This is a genomic window from Tautonia plasticadhaerens, from assembly GCF_007752535.1.
In the GTDB taxonomy this organism is placed as follows: Bacteria; Planctomycetota; Planctomycetia; order Isosphaerales; family Isosphaeraceae; genus Tautonia; species Tautonia plasticadhaerens.
Genome location: NZ_CP036426.1, coordinates 5,728,680 through 5,749,512 on the forward strand (window position 1 = coordinate 5,728,680; position 20,833 = coordinate 5,749,512).

At 68.0% G+C, this 20,833-nt stretch carries 15 protein-coding genes; 10 read left to right on the forward strand and 5 right to left on the reverse strand.

The window, feature by feature from the left end; all coding sequences use genetic code 11:
* Window position 1 precedes the first annotated feature (1 nt).
* The 7 genes from ElP_RS22905 to ElP_RS38535 all read left to right on the forward strand — a co-directional run bounded on the left by ElP_RS22905 (window position 2) and on the right by ElP_RS38535 (window position 6,810).
* The gene (locus tag ElP_RS22905) at window positions 2-1,507 is read left to right on the forward strand and encodes an STAS domain-containing protein (protein WP_145273562.1); all 1,506 of its coding nucleotides are present in this window, start codon (window positions 2-4) and stop codon (window positions 1,505-1,507) included.
* A gap of 99 nt (window positions 1,508-1,606) precedes the next feature.
* Window positions 1,607-2,257, forward strand: coding sequence for an NYN domain-containing protein (locus ElP_RS22910; protein WP_145273565.1), 651 nt, complete (start codon window positions 1,607-1,609; stop codon window positions 2,255-2,257).
* A gap of 97 nt (window positions 2,258-2,354) precedes the next feature.
* Entirely contained in the window at window positions 2,355-3,341 is a 987-nt protein-coding gene (locus tag ElP_RS22915) for an alpha/beta hydrolase (RefSeq protein ID WP_145273568.1), read from the forward strand.
* Window positions 3,342-3,558: 217 nt separating this feature from the next.
* Window positions 3,559-4,806: an ADP-forming succinate--CoA ligase subunit beta gene (gene sucC / locus ElP_RS22920; RefSeq protein ID WP_145273571.1), complete on the forward strand. Its 1,248-nt coding sequence runs from the start codon at window positions 3,559-3,561 to the stop codon at window positions 4,804-4,806.
* Window positions 4,807-5,042: 236 nt separating this feature from the next.
* Entirely contained in the window at window positions 5,043-5,927 is an 885-nt protein-coding gene (sucD, locus tag ElP_RS22925; RefSeq protein ID WP_145273574.1) for a succinate--CoA ligase subunit alpha, read from the forward strand.
* A 41-nt stretch (window positions 5,928-5,968) separates the two neighbouring features.
* On the forward strand, window positions 5,969-6,586 hold the full coding sequence (locus ElP_RS22930) for an NUDIX domain-containing protein (protein ID WP_145273577.1): 618 nt from the start codon (window positions 5,969-5,971) through the stop codon (window positions 6,584-6,586).
* A gap of 83 nt (window positions 6,587-6,669) precedes the next feature.
* Window positions 6,670-6,810 (forward strand): hypothetical protein, encoded by a 141-nt coding sequence (locus ElP_RS38535; RefSeq protein ID WP_197446297.1) that lies wholly within the window; start codon window positions 6,670-6,672, stop codon window positions 6,808-6,810.
* Window positions 6,811-6,941: 131 nt separating this feature from the next.
* Here the strand turns inward: ElP_RS38535 and ElP_RS22935 are convergent, their stop codons facing one another.
* Window positions 6,942-8,414 carry a sulfatase family protein gene (locus ElP_RS22935; RefSeq protein WP_197446298.1) on the reverse strand — a complete coding sequence of 491 codons (1,473 nt, stop codon included), beginning with the start codon at window positions 8,412-8,414 and terminating at the stop codon, window positions 6,942-6,944.
* Window positions 8,415-8,613: 199 nt separating this feature from the next.
* On the opposite strand from ElP_RS22935, the gene ElP_RS22940 reads away from it, so the two are divergent.
* From ElP_RS22940 to ElP_RS22950, 3 genes are all read left to right on the forward strand, one after another.
* Window positions 8,614-9,741: a glycosyltransferase family protein gene (locus tag ElP_RS22940; protein WP_231749225.1), complete on the forward strand. Its 1,128-nt coding sequence runs from the start codon at window positions 8,614-8,616 to the stop codon at window positions 9,739-9,741.
* A 170-nt stretch (window positions 9,742-9,911) separates the two neighbouring features.
* Entirely contained in the window at window positions 9,912-10,919 is a 1,008-nt protein-coding gene (locus ElP_RS22945) for a D-2-hydroxyacid dehydrogenase (protein WP_145273580.1), read from the forward strand.
* Between the two features lie 121 nt (window positions 10,920-11,040).
* Window positions 11,041-11,961 (forward strand): alpha/beta hydrolase, encoded by a 921-nt coding sequence (locus ElP_RS22950; RefSeq protein WP_145273583.1) that lies wholly within the window; start codon window positions 11,041-11,043, stop codon window positions 11,959-11,961.
* Between the two features lie 12 nt (window positions 11,962-11,973).
* Here ElP_RS22950 and ElP_RS22955 read toward each other — a convergent pair whose 3' ends face one another.
* The 4 genes from ElP_RS22955 to ElP_RS22970 form a co-directional block, all read right to left on the reverse strand.
* On the reverse strand, window positions 11,974-13,143 hold the full coding sequence (locus tag ElP_RS22955) for an aldose 1-epimerase family protein (protein ID WP_145273586.1): 1,170 nt from the start codon (window positions 13,141-13,143) through the stop codon (window positions 11,974-11,976).
* A 137-nt stretch (window positions 13,144-13,280) separates the two neighbouring features.
* Window positions 13,281-15,161, reverse strand: coding sequence for a 1,4-alpha-glucan branching protein GlgB (gene glgB, locus ElP_RS22960; protein ID WP_197446299.1), 1,881 nt, complete (start codon window positions 15,159-15,161; stop codon window positions 13,281-13,283).
* Window positions 15,162-15,187: 26 nt separating this feature from the next.
* A complete protein-coding gene (treS, locus tag ElP_RS22965; protein ID WP_145273593.1) occupies window positions 15,188-18,562 on the reverse strand; it encodes a maltose alpha-D-glucosyltransferase in 3,375 nt (1,124 codons plus the stop codon).
* A gap of 76 nt (window positions 18,563-18,638) precedes the next feature.
* The gene (locus tag ElP_RS22970; RefSeq protein ID WP_145273596.1) at window positions 18,639-20,624 is read right to left on the reverse strand and encodes an alpha-1,4-glucan--maltose-1-phosphate maltosyltransferase; all 1,986 of its coding nucleotides are present in this window, start codon (window positions 20,622-20,624) and stop codon (window positions 18,639-18,641) included.
* Window positions 20,625-20,833: the final 209 nt, after the last annotated feature.

Consider the following 20,833-nt stretch of genomic DNA (forward strand, 5'->3'; position numbering starts at 1 on the left):
CATGGACCGCGCACTCACCTCGACGGCCGACCAGGCCGTCCGTGGGCCGGGGGACGCTTACGCCCCGAGCCTCGACTCGACCGAGTCCGATCGCCGCCTGGAGGACTGGATCGCGTCCCGCCTGGAGGGCAAGCCCGATCGGCCGAGGCATTCGACCTGGTCGATCCGAATGCCCCCCGAGGTGGTTGGCGGTCGTGCCGGCGATTGCGAGAACGCCGACTTCCGCGCCGGCACAAATCCCGGCTGGAAACGGGTCAACGTCGACCCGATCGGCGATGTGATCGTCGTCACCCCGGTCGATTCGCAGTTGCTCGGCGAGGTGACCCTCGCCGAACTCCGAAGCGAGCTCTTCCGGCTCTGCGACGCCGGTTGCGGTCGGCTCGTCCTGAATCTGGCCCGAGTCGACCGGTTCTCCAGCCAGTTCCTCGAGTTGCTGATCACGCTCGATCGCCATTGTTCGATGGTTCCTGGCGGGACGCTGAGGGTTTGCATGGTCGGCCCGGAGTTGGCGAGGCTCCTCGCGATCTCCGGGCTCGATCGGCGGTTCGGGATCGCACCCGATCTCCCCCAGGCGCTGGCCGCCCCTTGGCCGTCGACGCCGAGGACGGTCCCGGTCGAGATCCTCGAGGAACTCATCCGCCGACCAACCTCCCCGACCACGGGCGAGGAAGCCCCCGATCCGTCGCCCGCCGTGCCGCCGCCCGGGGCCGGTCCCACATCTCTGGCGGCCCTCGTGATCCGGGTGGCGGGGACCGAGCCGCGAGTCGTGCCCATCCCCGAGGCCGGGCTCCGGATCGGCCGCGACGCCTCGTGCGAGGTGCTCGTGAGCGACCCGGCGGTGAGTCGGGTTCACGCCTGGGTCGGGCCCCGGGACGGCCGGCTCACGCTCGAGGATCTCGGTTCGACGAACGGGACCTCGATCTCGGGACGTGTCATCCGGGCCGAAGGGGTCTGGATTCGGGCCGGTTCGGAGTTCTCGATCGGCCCGGGCCGATTCGGGCTGTCCGACGCTCCCGACCCGATCGTCGAGGACATCCTCGACGAATGGTCTCACGCCCCGGAGGCTCCCGAATCGGTCCCCGGCCCCACGATGTGCCTTCTGTCAGGGAGCGGCGACGACCCCGATGCCGATCCTCATGCCGCGGGCGATCCGTTCACGATCCGCTGCGAGGCGATCGAGGGGGTCCTGGTCCTCACCCCGATGGTCCCTCGGCTCGACGACGAGGCGGCGATCGGCCCGATCCGGGATCGGATCGATGCACTGATCCGGGAGTCGGGACCGACGCCCCGGATCGTCGTCAACCTCGCACCCCTCGTGTCGCTCTCGGGGCGGGGGATCGGGCTATTGCTCTCCCAGCAACTCCGGCTTCGGCGGGAGGGCGGTGGGGTCCGGCTCGCCCAGCCGAATGCGGCGGTCGCGACGGCAATGGAGATCGTCAGCCTGTCCACGCTCATCGAGACGTTCCCGACGATCCACGACGCCGTGCTCACCCGATGGGCCGACTGACGACCCCGGGCGATTTGCCGAAAGGCCGGTCCTGGAATATGCTTGGAGAGGGGAGGCGGGTGGGCCGCCTCGAAGCTCGTCCCTGGGCGATTCGGGCCGATGCGGCTTCTGATCGACGGCTACAACCTGATGCATGCCGCCGGTCGGATGGGACGACGGTTCGGGCCCGACGGCCTGCGCCGGGCCCGACACCGATTCCTCGATGAGCTTGCCCATACTCTCGGGGCGGAGCAGGCCGGCCAGACGACCCTCGTCTTCGACGCCACCACGCTCCCCCTGAGTCAAGCACCGGAATCGTCCCATAAGGGGATGTCCGTGATCTTCGCCGTCGAGGAGGACGACGCGGATACCCGGATCGAACTGCTCATCGCCGGAGACTCCGCCCCCAGGTCCCTGACGGTCGTCTCGACCGACCGCCGGATCCGTCGGGCGGCCGCGCGACGCCGGGCCACGGCCGTGCGCTCGGACGATTTCCTGGATTACCTCGACACCCTCCGCGCACGTTCGGCCGCTCCGTCGCCGAAAGACCGCCACGGCCTCCGGGACCGGAACGAGACGCCCGGCCCTGATGAGAGGGACGACTGGCTCCGGATCTTCGCCGAGGGGGACGAGGAGACCGGGCTCGACCCGGGCTATGGTCCCGACCCTCCGGGTTGGACCGATGAGGATTTCGAGCGCATCGTCCGGGAAGTCGAGGCCGAGTTCCGGGACTCGATTCGCCCCCTCCCCTCCCGCTCCCGGAAGCCTTGAAGAGGGGCGGGGGCTGGAACCGGCCCTCACTCCTTTGGTAAAACCGTGCGGTAACGCTCCGATCAGGCTGACACGCCGATCTCGGGATTGCCGCACCATGCCCTGCTCCTCCGGTGCTCGACGCGCATGCCCTGCGAGTCGTCTCGTCCTCACCTCGTTCCTGCTCGTGATGCACTCCCCCCAGGCGTCCTCCCAGGATCGTCGGCCGGGGGCGAGCGTGTCTCCCGGGGTCGAGCTGATCCGGGACGTCGAATATGGCACGGGCGGCGAGCGTCCGCTGCTTCTGCACGTCATCCTGCCCTCGGAGTCCCCGGGGCGACCGATGCCCGCGGTCGTCTGGATCCACGGCGGGGCCTGGCGAGGCGGGAGTCGGGACGGCGGGATCCGGCGGCTCATGCCGCTGGTCCGCCGGGGATACGTCGGGGCGTCGATCGAGTATCGCCTTTCCGGGGAGGCCACGTTCCCCGCCCAGATCGAGGACTGCAAGGCCGCGATCCGGTTCCTCCGGTCGCACGCGGCGGAGTATGGAATCGACGCCCGGCGGATCGGCGTCTGGGGAGATTCCGCCGGCGGGCACCTGGCCGCACTCCTGGGGACCTCGGGAGGGGTCGAGGACCTCGCAGGGAGGGGTGGCAGTCCTGGGGAATCGGATCGGGTCCAGGCGGTCTGCGACTTCTTCGGGCCGACCGACCTGCTGCTCATGAACGAACAGGGCAGCCGGATGGACCACGACGCGGCCGACTCCCCCGAGTCGCTCCTCATCGGCGGCCCGATCCAGGCCCTTCCCGGGCTGGCCGCACGGGCGAATCCGATCACTTACGTCTCCCCCGATGATCCGCCGTTCCTCCTCGTCCACGGCGACCGAGACGAGCTCGTCCCCCTCGGCCAGAGCGAGTTGCTCCGGGACGCCTTGAGGGCGGCGGGGGTCCCCGCGACCCTCCACGTCGTCGAGGGGGGAGGTCACGGCCAGGGCTTCCCGCCCGAAGTCGATCGCCTGGTCGTCGAGTTCTTCGACCGGACCCTCCGGGGTGAGGGGGAATCCGCCGCCGTCGAGGAACGGGAGGCGGCCGTCCCTTGCAACTGACGTTATCGATCCCTCGGGCCATCCCAGCCCTGCCCCCAACGCGTCGTTGCCACCACGACGGGGCCCGACGCGAGGAGGCGTCGCACCGAGTGCGACCGCTCGACGGGTACACTCCCCGACCCCGGCTTCCTGATTCGACTCCACCCGACCGGATCCGACTCGCCGCGACTGCTCGCCTCGCCTCGGATACCGACCGCCTCGATCGAGACCGAACCCCATGAAGATCCACGAGTACCAGGGCAAGGACCTGCTGAAGGCTTCCGGAGTCGCAGTCCAGGAGGGCAAGGTCGCCTCGACCCCCGAGGAGGCCGCCAGGGCGTTCGAGGAGCTGGGCTGCACCCTCGGCATCGTCAAGGCACAGGTCCACGCCGGGGGCCGGGGCAAGGGGATCGCCATCGGCCCCGACGCCGACCGGGCCGAGGCCCTGGCCATCGCCTCCGGCCAGAAGCCCCGGCCGGAAGGGATCGCCCGGGGCGTCCAGCTCGTCCGGTCGGCCGAGGAGGCGAGGGCAGCCGCCGAGAGTCTGCTCGACAAGACGCTCGTCACCTATCAGACCGGGAGCGACGGGGCGAAGATCACCAAGGTGCTCGTCGCCGTGGGGCACGACATCTCCCGGGAGCTGTACCTCGGGATGGCCGTCGACCGGGCCGTCCAGGCCCCCGTGCTCATGGCTTCGACCGAGGGCGGCGTCGAGATCGAGGAGGTCGCGCAGCGGACGCCCGAGAAGATCCATCGGGAGCCGATCGACGTCGGCATCGGCCTGGCCGACTTCCAGGCACGGAAATTGGTCAAGGCGCTCGGGCTGGAAGGGGCGGCCGGCAAGAAGGGGCTCGCCTTCTTCAAGAACTTCACGAGGTTCTTCCTGGACTCGGACTGTTCGCTCGCCGAGATCAATCCGCTGATCGTCACCGATTCCGGGGAGGTACTCGCCCTCGACTGCAAGCTCAATTTCGATGACAACGCGATGTACCGCCACCCCGACATCGCCGCGTTGCTCGACCCCGCCGAGGAGGATCCGAACGAGATGCGGGCGGGGGAGCACGGGCTCTCCTACGTCCAGCTCGACGGAGACATCGCCTGCCTCGTGAACGGCGCCGGGCTGGCGATGTCGACGATGGACGTGATCAAGTATCACGGCGGGGAGCCGGCGAATTTTCTCGACGTTGGCGGCGGGGCCAACAAGGACCAGGTGCTGGAGGCCTTCCGGATCCTCCTCGCCTCGGACAGGGTGAAGGCCGTGCTCGTGAACATCTTCGGCGGCATCATGAAGTGCGACACGATCGCCTCCGCCTTGCTCGCCGCCTACGACGAGATCGACTTCAAGGTCCCCCTGGTCGTCCGCCTCGAAGGCACGAACGTCGAGCAAGGGATGAAGCTCCTCGAGGAATCCGGCCGCAAGATCATCACCGCCAAGGGCCTGACCGACGCCGCGAAGAAGGTAGTCGCCGCGGCGAAGGGGTCCTAGGCGATGGACTTGATTCGCTCCGCCTCGACCGGCCCCCGGGCGCCCGATCGGGATCACGACCCCGGACCGAATGGTTCGAAGTCATCGGGACCTCCCTCCCCCTCTCGCCGCCGCGAGGCCACCGCGACGAGCCGGACCTCGAGCGGCCCGGACCACGCGGCACGCGATCGGCCCGGGGGTGGGCACCACCCCGGCTCCGGATTCCCGCACGAAGCCCAGCCCGATTGGAACGACTCATGAGCATCCTCGTCGACAAGAACACGAAGCTGATTTGCCAGGGGATTACCGGCAAGGCCGGCGCCTTCCACTCCGAGCAGTGCAAGGCCTACGGCACCGACCTCGTCGGCGGAGTGACCCCGGGCAAGGGGGGCCAGACGACCCTCGGCGTGCCGATCTTCGACACCGTCGAGGAGGCCGTGTCCGCCACCGGCGCCGACGCGACCATGATCTTCGTGCCGCCCCCCTTCGCGGCCGATTCCATCATGGAGGCCGCCGACGCCGGGATCCGGGTGATCATCGCCATCACCGAGGGGATCCCGGTGATGGACATGGCCCGGGCCGTCGCCTACCTGAAGGCCCACCAGCCGACCGCCCGCCTCGTCGGCCCGAACTGCCCGGGCGTGATCACCCCCGGGCAGTGCAAGATCGGCATCATGCCCGGCTATATCCACAAGCCCGGCCGCGTGGGAGTCGTCAGCAGGTCCGGCACCCTCACCTACGAGGCGGTCTGGCAGCTGACCAACCTCGGGATCGGCCAGAGCACCTGCGTCGGCATCGGCGGCGACCCGGTCAACGGCACCGACTTCGTCTCCGTCCTGCAGATGTTCCAGGACGACCCCGACACCGACGCCGTGATGATGATGGGGGAGATCGGCGGCAACGCCGAGGAGCAGGCCGCCGCCTACAAGAAGTCTGGCGCGTTCACCAAGCCGATGGCGGCCTTCATCGCCGGACAGACCGCCCCCCCCGGCAAGCGGATGGGCCACGCCGGGGCCATCATCTCCGGGGGTTCGGGCAAGGCTTCCGACAAGATCGCCGCGCTCGAAGACGCCGGAATCCTCGTCGCCAAGAGCCCGGCCGACATGGGCGTCTCACTCCAGCAGGCGATGAAGCAAGGCTGACCTCCGCCGAGGAGACCGCCCGAGGCGCCAAGGAGCGGCCGATGCCCACCCGCCCGCACCCGGACGATCCGGCATCCGGCGACCCCGGATCGTCCCCCAATCCCTGGACCACCCGCTCCGGCCGGGTCGTCTACGACAACCCCTGGATCTCCGTCCGGGAAGATCAGGTGATCCGCCCCGACGGCGAGCCCGGGGTCTACGGCGTCGTCCATTTCAAGAACCGGGCGATCGGCGTCCTCCCGGTCGAGCAGGACGGTTCGATCTGGCTCGTCGGCCAGCACCGCTACCCGCTCGATGCCTACTCCTGGGAGATCCCCGAGGGGGGCGGGCCGCTCGACGAAACTCCCGAGCAGGCGGCGCGTCGGGAACTAGTCGAGGAGACCGGACTCCGCGCCGATCACCTCGAGTTGATCGGGACGCTCCACCTCTCCAATTCCGTCAGCGACGAGTTCGGATTTATCTTCCGTGCGACCGGCCTGGTTCCCGGGCCGAGCGCGCCCGAAGGGACCGAGCGGCTTGCGGTGCGTCGCGTGTCCTGGACGGAGGCCAGGGCGATGCTCGACCGGGGTGAGATCACCGACTCCCTCACCGTCGTCGCCCTCCTCCGAGAGGCACTCCGGCGTGCCGAGTCGTCGACCGGTGACGGGCGTCTTCCCTGAGCGCCGATCTTGCGTGTTCTCGGACCCGCCTCGGGTAGGATTGAGTGACGTGATCCATCGGGGAGGGGGATCGAGAGTGGGCGATGACGGCCTCCCCCCGGGACCGGACGGGGGCCGTGGCGGCGATCCTGGTCCACGTCGGGGAGATGTATTTCCCGCCCACGAGGGCCGTACTGGAAACCTCTCCGATCGGCCTGAACACCTGGATGGCCCTGATCGGGTAGTCCCTCACGCTGGTCCTGGCGATCGAGCTCCACAAGCCGTCGTGGTGGATGAGACATCGATCGGACTGACCTGGCCCCACCACCCGAGGGACCCGTCGGCCACCCGATCGAGGCGGGAATCGGCGACGCGCTCATTCGCCTCCTGTGGGGCGACTCCGACCCGCCGATCGGAGCTGGGCCAGTTGTTTCGTCAGGCGAGACACGATCTCGGGGCGTTCATTCCAGAGATTCTCCTCCTCACCGGGATCCTCGCCGAGGTGGTAGAGCTGGCCGGTAGGGGCATCCGGGCCGATCGAGGCAGGGTCGATCGATCGGGGAGCGGTGAAGCCACCCGAGCCGAGCCCTTCGATCAGTTTCCAGTCCCCGACCCGGATGGCGAACATCCCCTGGACCGAGTGGTGGACGGTGGCCGGCCGGATGGCCTCGCGCGGAGACTCGCCCCGCAGCAAAGGCGAGAGGTCGAACGAGTCCTCCGCCGCGTCGTTCGGCAGGCCAAAGCCGACGACCGCCGCCAGGGTCGCCATGACGTCGGTCAGGCAGGCCGTCTGCTCGGTGACGGATCCCGGCGCGACCGTCCCCGGCCATCGGACGATCAACGGCACCCGATGGCCCCCCTCGTGGATGTCCGCCTTCTGGCCACGCCAGGGGCCGTTGGCCCGGTGGTCGTGGCGTTCGACATCGAATTCCGGCCAGTGGGCCCCATTGTCGCTGGTCAGGATCACGATCGTCTCATCGGCGATCCCCGATTCGTCGAGCGCGTCGAGGATGCGGCCGATGGTCGCGTCGACCTGGGCGGTGAAGTCCCCATAATATCCGGCGCCGCCCCGACCGAGGTGCGGGTCGGTCGGCAGCCAGGGGGTGTGAGGGGCCGAGCACGCGACGAAGAGGAAGAATGGACGATCGGGGGGAGGGTCGCCGCGTCCCTCCAGGAACTCGACCGCCTCCCGCTCGATTTCCGGCATGACGTCGACGTGCCGGAAGCCGGGGGCGATCGCGCCTCCCCTCCAGAAACCTCCGTCTCCCTGCCTCCGATGGGCGCTGTCCCCGATCGTCCCGGTGGGAGGCGCGACCAGACCATCGTCTCGAATGAAGACATAGGGTGGCATGTCGAGCGATGCGGGGATCCCGAAGTAGCTGTCGAAGCCGGCGGTGAGAGGGCCCGGCCGCAGGGGATGGGCGAAATCCGTGGTCGGCTCGTCACCGAGTCCGAGATGCCATTTGCCGACCCCCATGGTGTCGTACCCTCGCGAGCGGAGCAGACTGGCGACCGTCAACCGGTCCGGTTCGATCAACGCCGGGCTATATCCTCCCAGGACGCCGCGATCCAGCCTCGTCCTCCAGCAGTATCGACCGGTGAGCAGGCCATATCGTGTGGGGGTGCAGACGCTCGATGGGGAGTGCGCGTCGGTGAATCGAAGCCCCCTGGCGGCGAGTCGGTCGATGTTGGGGGTGGGGATCCGGGAATCCGGATTGTAGCACCGGGGGTCGCCGTACCCGAGGTCGTCCGCCAGGATCAACAGCACGTTCGGCACCCCCGCCGCGCTCTCGGCCGGTGGAGGCCCCTGGGTCGCGATGGCGCCGATCACGACGGACATGACGAACATGAGATCGATCTCCCGGGTTGAGGGCGAATCCCCCTTGTACCCGAGGATGCCTCGCCTCGCCACTGAGGTCACGTCGAAGGGGAGATGACCGGGAGTGGTGGCGCTCGGGTTGTCGTCGGCGAGGAGGCTCGTGTATGCTCTCCCGCTCCATCCGGGCGGGGGAGCGTCGTGCGCCGGGGCCGAGTTCGACCGCGGGGGAATGATGATCAGGACGGGGAGCCTGGCCGCCTACGTCACGAGCCACGGGTTCGGGCACTTGAACCGCACGGTCGCGGTACTCAACCGGATCCCGGACGATATCCCGCTGATCATCCGCAGCTCGCCGGACCTCCTCGACCATTGGAGAGAGCGGTTGCGAAGGCCGGCCGAGTTCCAGGCCCACGTCTCCGACGCGGGGGCCGTCAACCCCCCCGGGAACAGCGCCGACACCGACGGACCGGCGACCCTCGAGCGTGCGGCCCGGGTGCATTCGGCCGCGATGCAACGGATCGACGAATACGCTGATGAGCTTCGGGACGGACGGGTCTCGGCCGTGCTGTGCGACGCCACCCCCGTGCCGCTGGTCGCCGCCCGGAGGGCGGGAATCCCCGGCTTCCTCCTGGCGAACTTCACCTGGGCGGACATTTATCATCCTCTCGCGAAGCGGATGGGAGGCGAAAGGCCCTCCTTCGTCCGGGAGGTCAGGCACGCGTACCGGCACGCGACGGCGATCTTCCGCTGCGCCCCTCACCTCAGCATGGAGAGGATTGCCCCGATCATCGACGTCGGGATGGTGGTCACCCCGGGACGCAATCGGGGTCGGGAACTCCGGGAGGACCTGGGCTTTTCCGATCGGGAACGGCTCGTCTACCTCTACCTCGGGCGCTACGGCCAGGATGACTACGAGTGGGCCCGGATCGCCCGACTCGGGGACCGCGGGGTCCATTTCGTCGGGTTTCACGACCCACCTGCCGGGAGCGGTCCCGTGCCCAACCTCCACGTCGTGGCCGCTTCCGAGTGGAATGGCGCCGATCTCGCCGCGTCCTGCGAGGTGGTGGTGGCCAAGGCCGGTTACGGGACCGTCTGCGAGTCTATGGCCGCCGGTTCCCCGATGATCTATCCCCCCCGGACCGGATTCGCGGAGTATCGGGCACTAGCCAGGGCCCTCAACGCATGGGGAGGGGGCGTCCCGGCCTCCCGTCGGGCATTCGACCGTCTCCGGATCGAGCGTCTCCTCGACCGGGCCCTCTCCCTCGCTCCCGGGCCGCCCCCCTTCCCGATGGACGGGGCGGACCGGGTCGCGGCGTACTTGACGGATGCCTGTCTCGGGAGGAGCCTCCCGCGATGATTCGCGGAGCGACCTGAGCGGCCCTCGATGAGCGAAATGCGGGGTGCCTCGTGGCCGGAGGACGGGCCATGGGGTACGCTGGGTCGTCGTGAACACCGGAGACGATCCCGTCGGCCCCCGAAGGATCGCGACGCTGGGACCGGCGAACCCCCCACCGATCCACCACCGAGATGAAGCTCGTCATCCATCCCGCCGTCGAGCCCGACCGCCTGGCCGCCCTCATGGAAGCGGCCCCCGAGGCCGAATTCGAGAACGCCGCCGACGAGGATTCCGCGGTCGAGGCCATGGTGGGCGCCGAGGCGGTCCTGGGGAAAATCACCCCCCGGATGCTGGCCCGCGCCGACCGCCTCCGTTGGGTGCAGTCGTTCACGGCCAGCCTCGAGCATTACATCTTCCCCGAGCTGGTTGAACATCCCTGCACGTTGACGAACATGAGGGGCCTCTTCGGCGACGTGATCGCCGACCAGGTCATGGGCTACATCCTCTGCTTCGCCCGGAACCTGCACACCTACGTCCGACATCAGGTCGAGCGTCGATACGAGCCCGCGGGAGGGGAGTCCGCCCGTGTCAGCTTCGCCGCGGGTCCGGGCACGGTCAACGCGATGGACCGCGCCACCATCTTCCTCCCCGGCGCGACGATGGGCATCGTCGGCTTCGGGGCGATCGGGGCCGAGATCGCCCGGAGGGCGATGGCCTTTGGGATCACCGTTCATGCCGTCGACCGGTTCCCCGACCGGTGCCCGAAGCTCGAAGGCGTCGAGGAAATCTGGTCGGTCGATCGGCTGCACTCCTTGCTCGCCCAGAGCGACTTCGTCGTCATCGCCGCCCCCCACACCCCCGAGACCGAGCGGCTCTTCGACGCGAGGACGATCGACGCGATGCGGCGATCGAGCTACCTCATCAATGTCGGGCGCGGGGCGATCGTCGTCCTCGACGACCTCGTCGACGCGCTCCGGGAGGGACGCATCGCGGGCGCCGCCCTGGACGTCTTCGAGGTCGAGCCGCTACCGCCGGACCACCCGCTCTGGGGGTTCCCGAACGTGATCATCACCCCGCATACGGCCGGTTACTCCCCCGTCGTCTCCCCGAGGCACCTCGCGGCACTGACCGCGAACCTCAGGCGATTCCTCCGGGGGGAGCCGCTTGCCAATGTGGTGGAGAAGGCACTCTGGTTCTGAGGAGACGCGGATCGGCCCAGTGACTCGACCAGGCGAAGGCCATCGGGTGACGTAAGTCCGTGAACGATCGCCTCCGATGACCCGATAAGATCCCCTTCACACCCGGATTCGGGCCTCCGTCATGACACGATCATTCGCGTTCCATCGAGTCGGACCTGTCATCTTCGGGGTGGTCGTGCTCCTGAGCCGGCACTCCGGGGCCCAGGAGGATGAACCCAGGTTCGAGGCGCTGGAAGACCTGACCTATGCGACGGTCGACGGGCAGGAACTCAAGTTGGACCTTGCCCGGCCGACCGGCGGGGGAGGTCCATTCCCCGCGATCGTCGCCATCCACGGGGGAGCCTGGAGGGCCGGGGACAAGGCTGACCTGCGCGACCTGCTCGCCGAGCTGGCGGGCTTCGGGTACGTCTCCATCTCCCCCCAGTATCGATTCTGCCCCGAGCATCCCTTCCCGGCGCAGATCCATGACGTGAAGGCCGCCGTCCGCTGGCTGAGGTCGAATGCCGAGGCGTATTCCGTCGACCCGGATCGGATCGGGGCCGTCGGGTTCTCGGCGGGTGGGCATCTGGCGCTCTTGCTCGGCGTCACGGAGGAGGAGGACGGCCTGGAAGGGGTTGATCCGAGGCCGAAGGTCTCGTCCTCGGTCCAGGCCGTCGTCAATTATTTCGGCCCGACCGACCTTGCCGCCGAGGACCTGCCGAACATCTCCGTCCCCTTGCGAAACGACCTCATCGGCGGGACCCCAGAGGAGAAGCCGGAGGAAACCAGGCGTGCCTCTCCCTTGACGTATGTCTCCGACGGGGACCCGCCGATCCTGACCTTCCAGGGCACGGCCGATCCGCTCGTCCCCCCGTCCCAGGCCACCTCGCTGGCCGAGGCGATGGCCGAGGTCGGGGTGGGAGGACGGGTCGAACTCATGATCGGTGCCGGCCACGGCTGGGGCGACCCCGAACTGGTCAGGACGCGCCGGGCGACCATCGAGTTCTTCGACGCCCACCTCAAGGGCGAAGGGGACATCCCCCGGTACCTTCGCGAGGAATGAACCGAAGATGGCTCAAGGGCCCGGGGCGTGGGGCTCCTGGGGGGAGTCGAGGACCGTCGGGCTGACCCGAGCCTGCAACGCCTCGACCTCGGCCTCCACCGAGGCGATGGCCTGGGGATGATCCAGGATCTCGAGCGTCAGCTCCGCGACGTGGGTTTCTCCCGGGGCGAGTTCGACGAACCGGCCGTGCCGACGCTCGAAGGTGCGAGGATTGGGGTAGTTCGTCGCGGGTTCGAGCCCGGTGACATAGCCTTCCCCCGGCCCCATCGTATTCTTCCAGAGCGTGAAGCAGGGCAGTTGCGACGTGGCGAATCGCAGCACGACGGCCTTGTCCCCCGAGGCGGATCGGAGCATCGTCGGGGTCGAGCCCTCCGTCCCGTGGCCGATGAGCTCCATCAGGTAAACCTGCTCGGCGAAGCCCGGTTCGGGGGCCCCGAAGGTGTCGAACCGGCCGACCCCCTCCGCGGCCCGAGGTGTCTGGGGGACGACGGAGCGGATCGCCGCGACGAATCGAGAGCCTTGCTCGAGATAGGGTGGTCCAAGGTTCCAGTGGTACAGCGCGGCCAGCCGGGCGGGCCTGTCGCCGAGATTCACGAATTCGTCCCGGATGGAGAGCCGATTCGAGCCGGGGACGGTGCGATACCGGGTCTTCATCCGCATCCGGAGGCCGAACAACCGTGCCTCGTCGACCTGTCCCTCGACGATCAACTCATAGGGGGGCGTGTCGCAGATCTGGATCGAGACCGAATGGGCCGGGATGTTCTGGATGCGGCCGTGAAGTCCGTGGGCGAACGGACCCTCCTGGATCGGCGGGCCGTTGTGTTCCAGGCCGCATCGGGCGAGCAACTCGTCGAACCCGTCGAGCCAGCCGAATCCGCCGAGCCCGGCGAGGTTCACCTGCGACGGATGGACGGGGCCGTCGACCACGGGCGACGACCACCCGAGCCGATCGCCCCGGAATTGGCCCCGCCAGATCCCCATCCCTCGCGTCGGGAGGATGTCGATCGAGAGCTGGCCGTTGTGCAGCCGGATCAGGTCCACGCCTTCCCGGCGACCTCCCCTGAGGGTCCGTTTCGAGATCGACCATCCCTGATCGGTCGGCAGTCCCAGGTCGGCCGCCGAGATGGCGAAGCTCTCGGTCCAGAGGTCGTGGGCCAGGTCGGTCAGAGTGATCTGGGGCATCGGGATCCCTCTCAACTCGCGTCGGACCGCCTCGGCATCGGTCCCGTACGTCGCCGGTCGATCGAGCGTAGACTAATCGACGGCCGCGACTCGGTCCAGGATCGCTCGACGGGCGGAACCTCGTGCGACTCGACCGCTCATCCTTCGATCGGCGAGGGTGACACGAGTGCGAGCATCCCCAGAGGCGGAAGAGTGAGCACGATCGAGTAGGGCCGGTCCTGCCACGGGATCGACACCGCCTCGACCCCTCCCAGGTTCCCGATGTTGCACCCGGCGTAGAAGGCCGACTCGCTGTTGAGCCGCTCGACCCAGCGGCCGGGGACGGGCACACCGATACGCTCGTCGGCCCGGGGCCGATCCAGGAAGTTGAACACGATCAGGACGACACGATCGGGGGGCAGGCCGAGCCGGAGGAGGCTCAAGATCCCGCGGCTCGGCCCGTCCGGGTCCACGAGCTCGATGCCCCTGGGGTCGTCGTCGAGGCGGGACATCGCCGGCTCGGATCGGGTGAATTCATTCAAATCCCGGACCCATCGCCGGAGCCCGAGGTGGGCCGGGATCTCCAGCACCTCCCAATCAATCCCCCGATCGTGGTCCCATTCCCGACGCTGACCCGTCTCGCCGCCCATGAACAGGAGCGGGCGGCCGGGCTGGGCGTGCTGATGTCCCAGGAGGAGCCTCACGTTCGAGAACTTCTCGTGGTCGTCCCCGGGCATCTTCTCGAGGAGCGATCTCTTCTCGTGGACCACCTCATCGTGGGACAGCGGCAACACGTATCGCTCGTCATGCATGTATCGGGGACGGATCAGGAGTTGCCCGGCGGCCTCCGGCCGGGCGTCGGGCGGGTGGCGCAGGTACCCGTTCATCAGGTCGTGCATCCATCCCAGGTCCCACTTCAGGTCGAATCCGAGGCCCCCGAGGTCGGTCGGCCGGGTGACGCCGGGCCAGGAGGTCGACTCCTCGGCGATCATCAGGACCCCGGGAAATTCGTCGTGGACGGCCTCGTTCAGGAGCCGGAGGAAGCGAACGGCCTCGGTATTCTCGTTCCCCCCATAACGGTTCGTCATCCAACGTCCGGGCTGGCGGGCGTAGTCGAGGTAGAGCATCGAGGCGACGGCGTCCACCCGGAGCCCGTCGAAGTGATAATGCTCCAGCCAGTAGACGGCGTTGGAGACGAGGAAACTGACGACCGGGCCCTTCTGGTAGTCGAAGACGTCGGTCCCCCACTCGCCGTGTTCTCGTTTACGGGGATCGGCATATTCATAGAGAAAGGTCCCATCGAACCGGGACAGGCCGTGAGGATCACGCGGGAAGTGCCCCGGGACCCAGTCGAGGATGACGCCGATCCCATTGCGGTGGAGGTGGTCGACGAGGAACATCAGGTCCTGCGGCGTCCCGTGCCGATTCGTCGGCGCGTAATAACCGGTGACCTGATAACCCCAGGACCCGGTGAATGGGTGCTCGGTCAGGGGCATCAGTTCGACGTGGGTGAATCCGAGTTCGGCGACGTAGTCCGCCAGCCTCGGGGCCAATTCCCGGTAACTTCGCCCCCGGCCATCCGGATCGGGCGCGAGCCACGAACCGAGGTGCAGCTCGTAAATCGAGATCGGGTGGCCGAGGTGATCGAATCGGGCACGACGGCCGATCCATCCGGCATCCCCCCACGCGAATCCGGACAGGTCCCAGAGCCGCGAGGCGGTCCCCGGCGCCGCCTCGCAGAGGAGGCCGTAGGGGTCGGCCTTCTCGAACGTCGGGAGGCCGGGGGCGCCGATCGCGAACCGGTATCGCTGACCCTGAATGGCCCCGGTGACGAATCCCTCCCAGATCCCGGTCGAGCCCCTCAGGGTCATCGGGTTCGCCGAACGGTCCCAGCCGTTGAATTCGCCGACGATCGAGACCGACTCGGCACCGGGTGCCCAGGTGGCGAAGCGGGCCCCGTCCCGGCGATCCTCACGGACAAGCCGGGCACCGAGGCCCGTATACGCCCGGCGGGAGGTCCCCGCGAGCACGCGGGACACCTCCCCATCGTCCAGGCGGAAGTGACTCAACGACGCGGCCCGTCCGACGGCCCCGGCGGGTTCGAGCCGGGGCCGGCTCGGTCGGCCAGCAAGGCGATCGCCGAGAGCGGGATGCGGACCCAGGCGGGGCGATTGTTCAACTCGTACTGGAGTTCGTACAGGGATTTGTCGAGGGTGTAGCACCTCATGAGCAGGGCCAACTGCTCCCGATCGGCCGGCACCAGCCCGGCGGGATCGGCGATCTCGAGGTAGGCGGTGAGGAAGGCGGCGGAGGTCCAGGATTCCCAGACCTGGGCCCAGGGGAGCAGCCGGTTGAAGTCGGTCTCCCGATCCTGGGCGGCGCGGAACAGCGAGTCGAACGCGGCGTACGAGTACGAGCGGAGCATCCCGACCACGTCCTTGACGGGCGAATGCTTGGCCCTGCGCTGTGCCAGCGTCTTCGCCGGCTCACCCTCGAAATCGAGCAAGATGTAATCGTTCATCGACCAGAGGATTTGGCCGAGATGATAATCGCCATGGACCCTCGTCTTCGGCGCCTCGACCCGGGAGCGGGGCAGGGCGTCGATCGGCTCGAGCAGGGCGGCCGAGGCGTCCAGGATCCGCCGGGCGGTGGAGGAGACCTCCTCGGGGAGCGTCTCGAGTCGATCCCTGAGCAGGGCCAGGGCGGAGTCGACCTGAAGCCGGATCTCCCCGGCGAGTCCCTCCAGGTCGCCCGGCTCGAGGGGCTCCGGGGCGAACGCGGGATCGCCCGGGACGCCTGCGAGGGCCCGATGCAGCTCCGCGGTCCGCCTCCCCAGCGTCGCCGCGGCGGAGAGGTAAAGGCCGATGGTATCCCGGACGACCTCAGGCACGTCCGTGCCGACCATCGAGAGCGGGTCGGGGCCGACCTGGGGGGGGTCGAGTTCGGGTCGGCTCAGGACCAGCTCGTAATAGCGACCGAGTTCATCCAGCGCGTGTTCCCAGCCGACTGCCTGGAAGGAGACGAGCTCCTGGAAGACGGCGACCGCCGTCGGTTCCGTGTCGGGGCGGCGGTACTCGATCGCGCCGGCGAGCTTGGGGAAGTTGTCGAAATCGGTCTTCTCGGTGAGGAACCGGCCGATCTCCAGCTCGGGGTTCAGGCCCGGCTCGACGCGTCGGAACAACTTCATGATCAAACGTGACCCGAAAATCACATTCGTATTGCTCTGCTCGGCCGAACCGCGCCGGGGTTTCAAGTCGACGTCGAACTGGCCGACGAGATCGTTCATGGCGGAGGTCGAGTAGGCCCGATAACGCCCGGCGCCGGTCGGGAACTCCAGGCGATCCCTCGCGGACGCGACCAGGGCCAGGCAGAAGTCGTCGTCGGCGATCGAGTCGTGGAGCACCCCCTCCCCGTCCGGGCCCGTTACCCGGGCGAGGACCATCTTCGGGGCGTGGGAGATCAGATCCTCTCCCCCCGAGCCGAGGGCCAGGCCGACGGGGAGCACGTACGTCTCGGGGCGTCCTTCCTCGTATCGGACCTCGACGGTCAACATCGTGTGGCGGGAGGAGAGCGACTTGGTATGAGTCGCATCGAGGATCTCGACCGACCGGATCCGCCTCGCCTTGCCGGCGAACCAGCGCTGCTGGCGGAGGAATGCCGGGATGATCTCGGCCTGCAAGCGGCGTCGGCTGGTGCCCCGGAGCATCCCTTCCCAGCCCCCCTCCAGCGTGAGGGTCGGGATCGGCGTCTCCTCGGGCACGGACGGGGAGACGTCCAGGATGTTCGGCTCGTCCGACCGGTGGAGCGTGAACCAGTAGAAGGCGTGGGGCCCGAGCGTGAGGAAATAGGGCAGCTCGCCGATGCGGGGGAACTCAGTATTGCCGAGCATCTCGACCGGCCGCATGCCCTGGAAGCTTGAGAGGTCGAGCTCACACGGCTGCACGAACCGCGAGAGGTTCGCCACGCAGAGGATGGTGTCTTCCTTGTAGCGCCGGACGTAGGCCAGCACCTTGCGGTTGGACGGCTTGAGGAACTCCATCGTCCCCCGGCCGAAGGCCCGGTACCGCTTGCGGAGGGCGATCATCCGCTTCATCCAGTTCAGCAGGCTGGAGGGGTCGCGCTGCTGGGCCTCGACGTTGATCGCCTGGTAGCCGGTGATCGGGTCCATGATCGGCGCCGAGAAGAGCCGGGCGAAGTCGGCCCGGGAGAAGCCGGCGTTGCGGTCGCCGGTCCACTGCATCGGCGTCCGGACGCCGTTGCGATCGCCGAGATAGATGTTGTCCCCCATGCCGATCTCGTCGCCGTAATACAGGACCGGCGTGCCCGGGAATGAGAGCAGGAGGCTGTTGAGGAGTTCCAGCCGCCTCCGGCTGTAGTTGACCAGCGGGGCGAGCCGACGCCGGATTCCCAGGTTGATGCGCGCCTGGGGATCAGCGGCGTATTCGTTGTACATGTAGTCGCGTTCCTCGTGCGTGACCATCTCGAGCGTCAGCTCGTCGTGGTTGCGGAGGAACATGGCCCACTGGCAAGACTCGGGGATGTCCGGCGTCCGTTCCATGATCTCGACGATCGGCGTCCGGTCTTCCTGGCGGACCGCCATGAAGATGCGGGGCATGACCGGGAAATGGAAGGCCATGTGGCACTCGTCGCCGTCGCCGAAGTAGGGGCGGACGTCGTCGGGCCACTGATTGGCTTCGGCCAGGAACATCTTGTCCCGGTAGTTCTCGTCCAAGGCGGCCCGGAGATCCTTCAGGACCCGGTGCGTCTCTGGCAGGTTCTCGCAGTTGGTCCCGTCGCGTTCGATGAGGTACGGGATGGCGTCGAGCCTCATCCCGTCGACCCCCAGGTCGAACCAGAACCTCATGATGCGGATCACGGCGCGGAGCACGTGGGGGTTGTCGAAATTCAGATCCGGCTGGTGGCTGAAGAACCGGTGCCAGTAGTACTGCTGGGCGGCGGGGTCCCAGGTCCAGTTCGACTTCTCGGTGTCGGTGAAGATGATCCGGACGTCCGGGTACTTCTCGTCGCTGTCGCTCCAGACGTAGAAGTCCCGCTTCTTCGAGCCCTTGGGGGCCTGCCGGGCGGCCTGGAACCAGGGGTGCTGGTCGGAAGTGTGGTTGATGACCAGTTCGTTGATGACCCGGAGGCCCCGGCGGTGGGCCTCACGGACGAAGACCTTGAAGTCCCGCCTCGTCCCGTAGGAGGGATTGATGCTGCGGTAGTGGGCGATATCGTACCCATCGTCCTTGAGCGGGGAGGGGTAGAACGGGAGCAGCCAGATCGCCGTGACGCCGAGGTCCTGGAGGTAATCGAGCTTCTCGGTCAATCCGGGCAAGTCGCCGATGCCGTCGCCGTTGCTGTCGAAGAAGGCCCGGATGTGGAGTTCATAGATGATCGCGTCTTTGTACCAGAGCGGATCGGATCCGGTGGTTGATGCCATGATCGTGCTTTCGTGGCTCCATGGGGACCGCCGGGCCTCGGCGAGGAGGACCCGCGTCTCCCGGCGACGGGGAGGCTCATCGGGAGACGTGGAAGATGTGGGCCGGCATCTGATGCGGGTCGAGCATGACGAAGTTCGAGGCCCCTTGCCAGTGGAACCGGCCCCCGGAGATCAGGTCGTGGACCGAGAACGCATCCCCTCCCGAAATCCCCAGTTCGGCGAGGTCGAGGTAGGTCCACCCCGACTGGGTATTCTGGGGATCCAGGTTCACGACGACGAGGACGACGTCGGACCGATCGGGCGTCGCCTTGCTGTAGGCGATGAGCCGGTCGTTGTCGACGTGGTGGAACCGGATGTTCCAATCCGACTGCAACGCCGGGTGCTCGCGTCGGGCCTGATTGACCCTGGTGATCAGGCCGGTGAGGTTCCCGGGGGCGTCCAGGTTCCAGTACCGCACCTGGTACTTCTCCGAGTCGAGGTACTCCTCCGAGCCGGGTCGGACGGGCGTACCGACGCACTGCTCGAACGGGGGGCCGTAAATGCCGTAGGCGGCCGTCATCGTGGCTGCGAGGACGAGCCGAGATTTGAACGCGGCCGGGCCCCCCGTCTGGAGGTACTCGTGCAGGATGTCGGGCGTATTGGCGAAGAAATTCGGCCGCATGTACTCGCGGCAATTCGTGGTGGTCAGCTCGGTGAGATATTCCGTCAGCCCCTGCTTGTCGTTCCGCCAGGTGAAGTAGGTGTAGCTCTGGTTGAACCCCCCCTTGGCCAGTCGCTTCATCAGCTTGGGGCGGGTGAAGGCCTCGGAGAGGAAGATGGCCTCCGGGCATCGCCGCTTCACCTCGGCGATGCACCAGTCCCAGAAGAGGAAGGGCTTGGTGTGCGGGTTGTCGACCCGGAAGACCGTCACCCCGTGGTCGACCCAGTACAGGAAGACGTCCCTGAGCTCCTCGTAGAGGCCCTTCCAGTCGGGGCCGTCGAATTCGAGGGGGTAGATGTCCTGATACTTCTTCGGGGGGTTCTCGGCGTACTTGATCGTGCCGTCGGGTCGGTGCCGGAACCACTCGGGGTGCTCGCGGACATAGGGGTGGTCGGGCGAGCACTGGAAGGCGATGTCGAGCGCGACCTTCAGGCCGAGGCCTCGGGCGGATTCGACGAGACGATCGAAGTCCTCGATCGTGCCCAACTCGGGATGGATGTCCTTGTGACCGCCCTCCGTCGCGCCGATCGCCCACGGGCTTCCCGGATCCCCCGGGCCGGGTGTCAACGTATTGTTCGGGCCCTTCCGGAAACTCCGGCCGACCGGGTGGATCGGCGGCAGATAGAGGATGTCGAAGCCCATCCCCGCGATGTATGGGAGCCTCGCCTCCACGTCCCGGAATGTCCCGTGACGGCCGGGCTCGAGGGAGGCCGACCGGGGGAACATCTCGTACCAGGCCCCGAACCGGGCGTAGAGCGGGTCGACGACGACCTCGAATGCCGGTTCGACGGTGTTCCCCCCCCGACGGTCGGGGTACTGCTCCATCAGATCGGCCAGTTGCGGGTCGAGCGCCAGGGAGGTGCGATCCGCCTGGTCCCCCCCGCCGGCGATCGCCTCGGCCCGTTCGGAGAGCCATCGGACGGCGTGCCCCTCGGCCCGATCGGCGGCCTGACGGACGATCTCGGCCCCTTCGAGGAGCTCACTGGCGATGTCCTGCCCCGCGCCGCTTTTCTTCGAGACCTCGTCACGCCAGGTCGAGAATCGATCGATCCAGGCCTCCACGGTGTAGGAATATCGGCCGATCCGGTCGACGGTGAATCCCGCCTCCCATCGGTCGTTCCCCAGGGGCGTCATCGGTACTTCCACCCAGGGGCCGTCGCCCGACGAGTGGCGGAGCACGGCCCGGATGACGTCATGTCCCTCGGCGAAGACGTCGGCCCCGACGACGATCGTCTCGCCCTCGACCCGTTTGATGGGGAATCGGCCGCCGTCGACCTGGGGCGAGACGCCCTCGATGATGATCCGGGACGGGGCTTGAGTGCGGGTGGCCTCGGTTCGCGAGGATTGAAGCGTTGCAGTCATCAGTCTTGAGGCTCGATGGGGTGCGGGCGGGTGAGGTCTCGTCCTTGGTTCCCCGGATCACGAGTTCGGGAACCACGTTCTGGTCCGGCGTCACGCTTCGCCGAGTCGCCATCGCTGCTCCTGGCCTTTCGCGATCCCGAGGACTCGAGCTTGGACTCGGCTCGGCGTCGAGGGCTATCCCGCCTCGCATGACCAGGGGTCGTGCACGG

What these genes read in the sequence shown, in the direction of transcription:
- ElP_RS22905 (WP_145273562.1), top strand. Translation starts at nt 2, where the DNA reads ATGGACCGCGCACTCACCTCGACGGCCGACCAGGCCGTCCGTGGGCCG.
- ElP_RS22910 (WP_145273565.1), top strand. Translation starts at nt 1,607, where the DNA reads ATGCGGCTTCTGATCGACGGCTACAACCTGATGCATGCCGCCGGTCGG.
- ElP_RS22915 (WP_145273568.1), top strand. Translation starts at nt 2,355, where the DNA reads ATGCCCTGCTCCTCCGGTGCTCGACGCGCATGCCCTGCGAGTCGTCTC.
- sucC (WP_145273571.1), top strand. Translation starts at nt 3,559, where the DNA reads ATGAAGATCCACGAGTACCAGGGCAAGGACCTGCTGAAGGCTTCCGGA.
- sucD (WP_145273574.1), top strand. Translation starts at nt 5,043, where the DNA reads ATGAGCATCCTCGTCGACAAGAACACGAAGCTGATTTGCCAGGGGATT.
- ElP_RS22930 (WP_145273577.1), top strand. Translation starts at nt 5,969, where the DNA reads ATGCCCACCCGCCCGCACCCGGACGATCCGGCATCCGGCGACCCCGGA.
- ElP_RS38535 (WP_197446297.1), top strand. Translation starts at nt 6,670, where the DNA reads ATGACGGCCTCCCCCCGGGACCGGACGGGGGCCGTGGCGGCGATCCTG.
- ElP_RS22935 (WP_197446298.1), bottom strand. Translation starts at nt 8,414, where the DNA reads ATGTTCGTCATGTCCGTCGTGATCGGCGCCATCGCGACCCAGGGGCCT.
- ElP_RS22940 (WP_231749225.1), top strand. Translation starts at nt 8,614, where the DNA reads ATGATGATCAGGACGGGGAGCCTGGCCGCCTACGTCACGAGCCACGGG.
- ElP_RS22945 (WP_145273580.1), top strand. Translation starts at nt 9,912, where the DNA reads ATGAAGCTCGTCATCCATCCCGCCGTCGAGCCCGACCGCCTGGCCGCC.
- ElP_RS22950 (WP_145273583.1), top strand. Translation starts at nt 11,041, where the DNA reads ATGACACGATCATTCGCGTTCCATCGAGTCGGACCTGTCATCTTCGGG.
- ElP_RS22955 (WP_145273586.1), bottom strand. Translation starts at nt 13,143, where the DNA reads ATGCCCCAGATCACTCTGACCGACCTGGCCCACGACCTCTGGACCGAG.
- treS (WP_145273593.1), bottom strand. Translation starts at nt 18,562, where the DNA reads ATGGCATCAACCACCGGATCCGATCCGCTCTGGTACAAAGACGCGATC.
- ElP_RS22970 (WP_145273596.1), bottom strand. Translation starts at nt 20,624, where the DNA reads ATGACTGCAACGCTTCAATCCTCGCGAACCGAGGCCACCCGCACTCAA.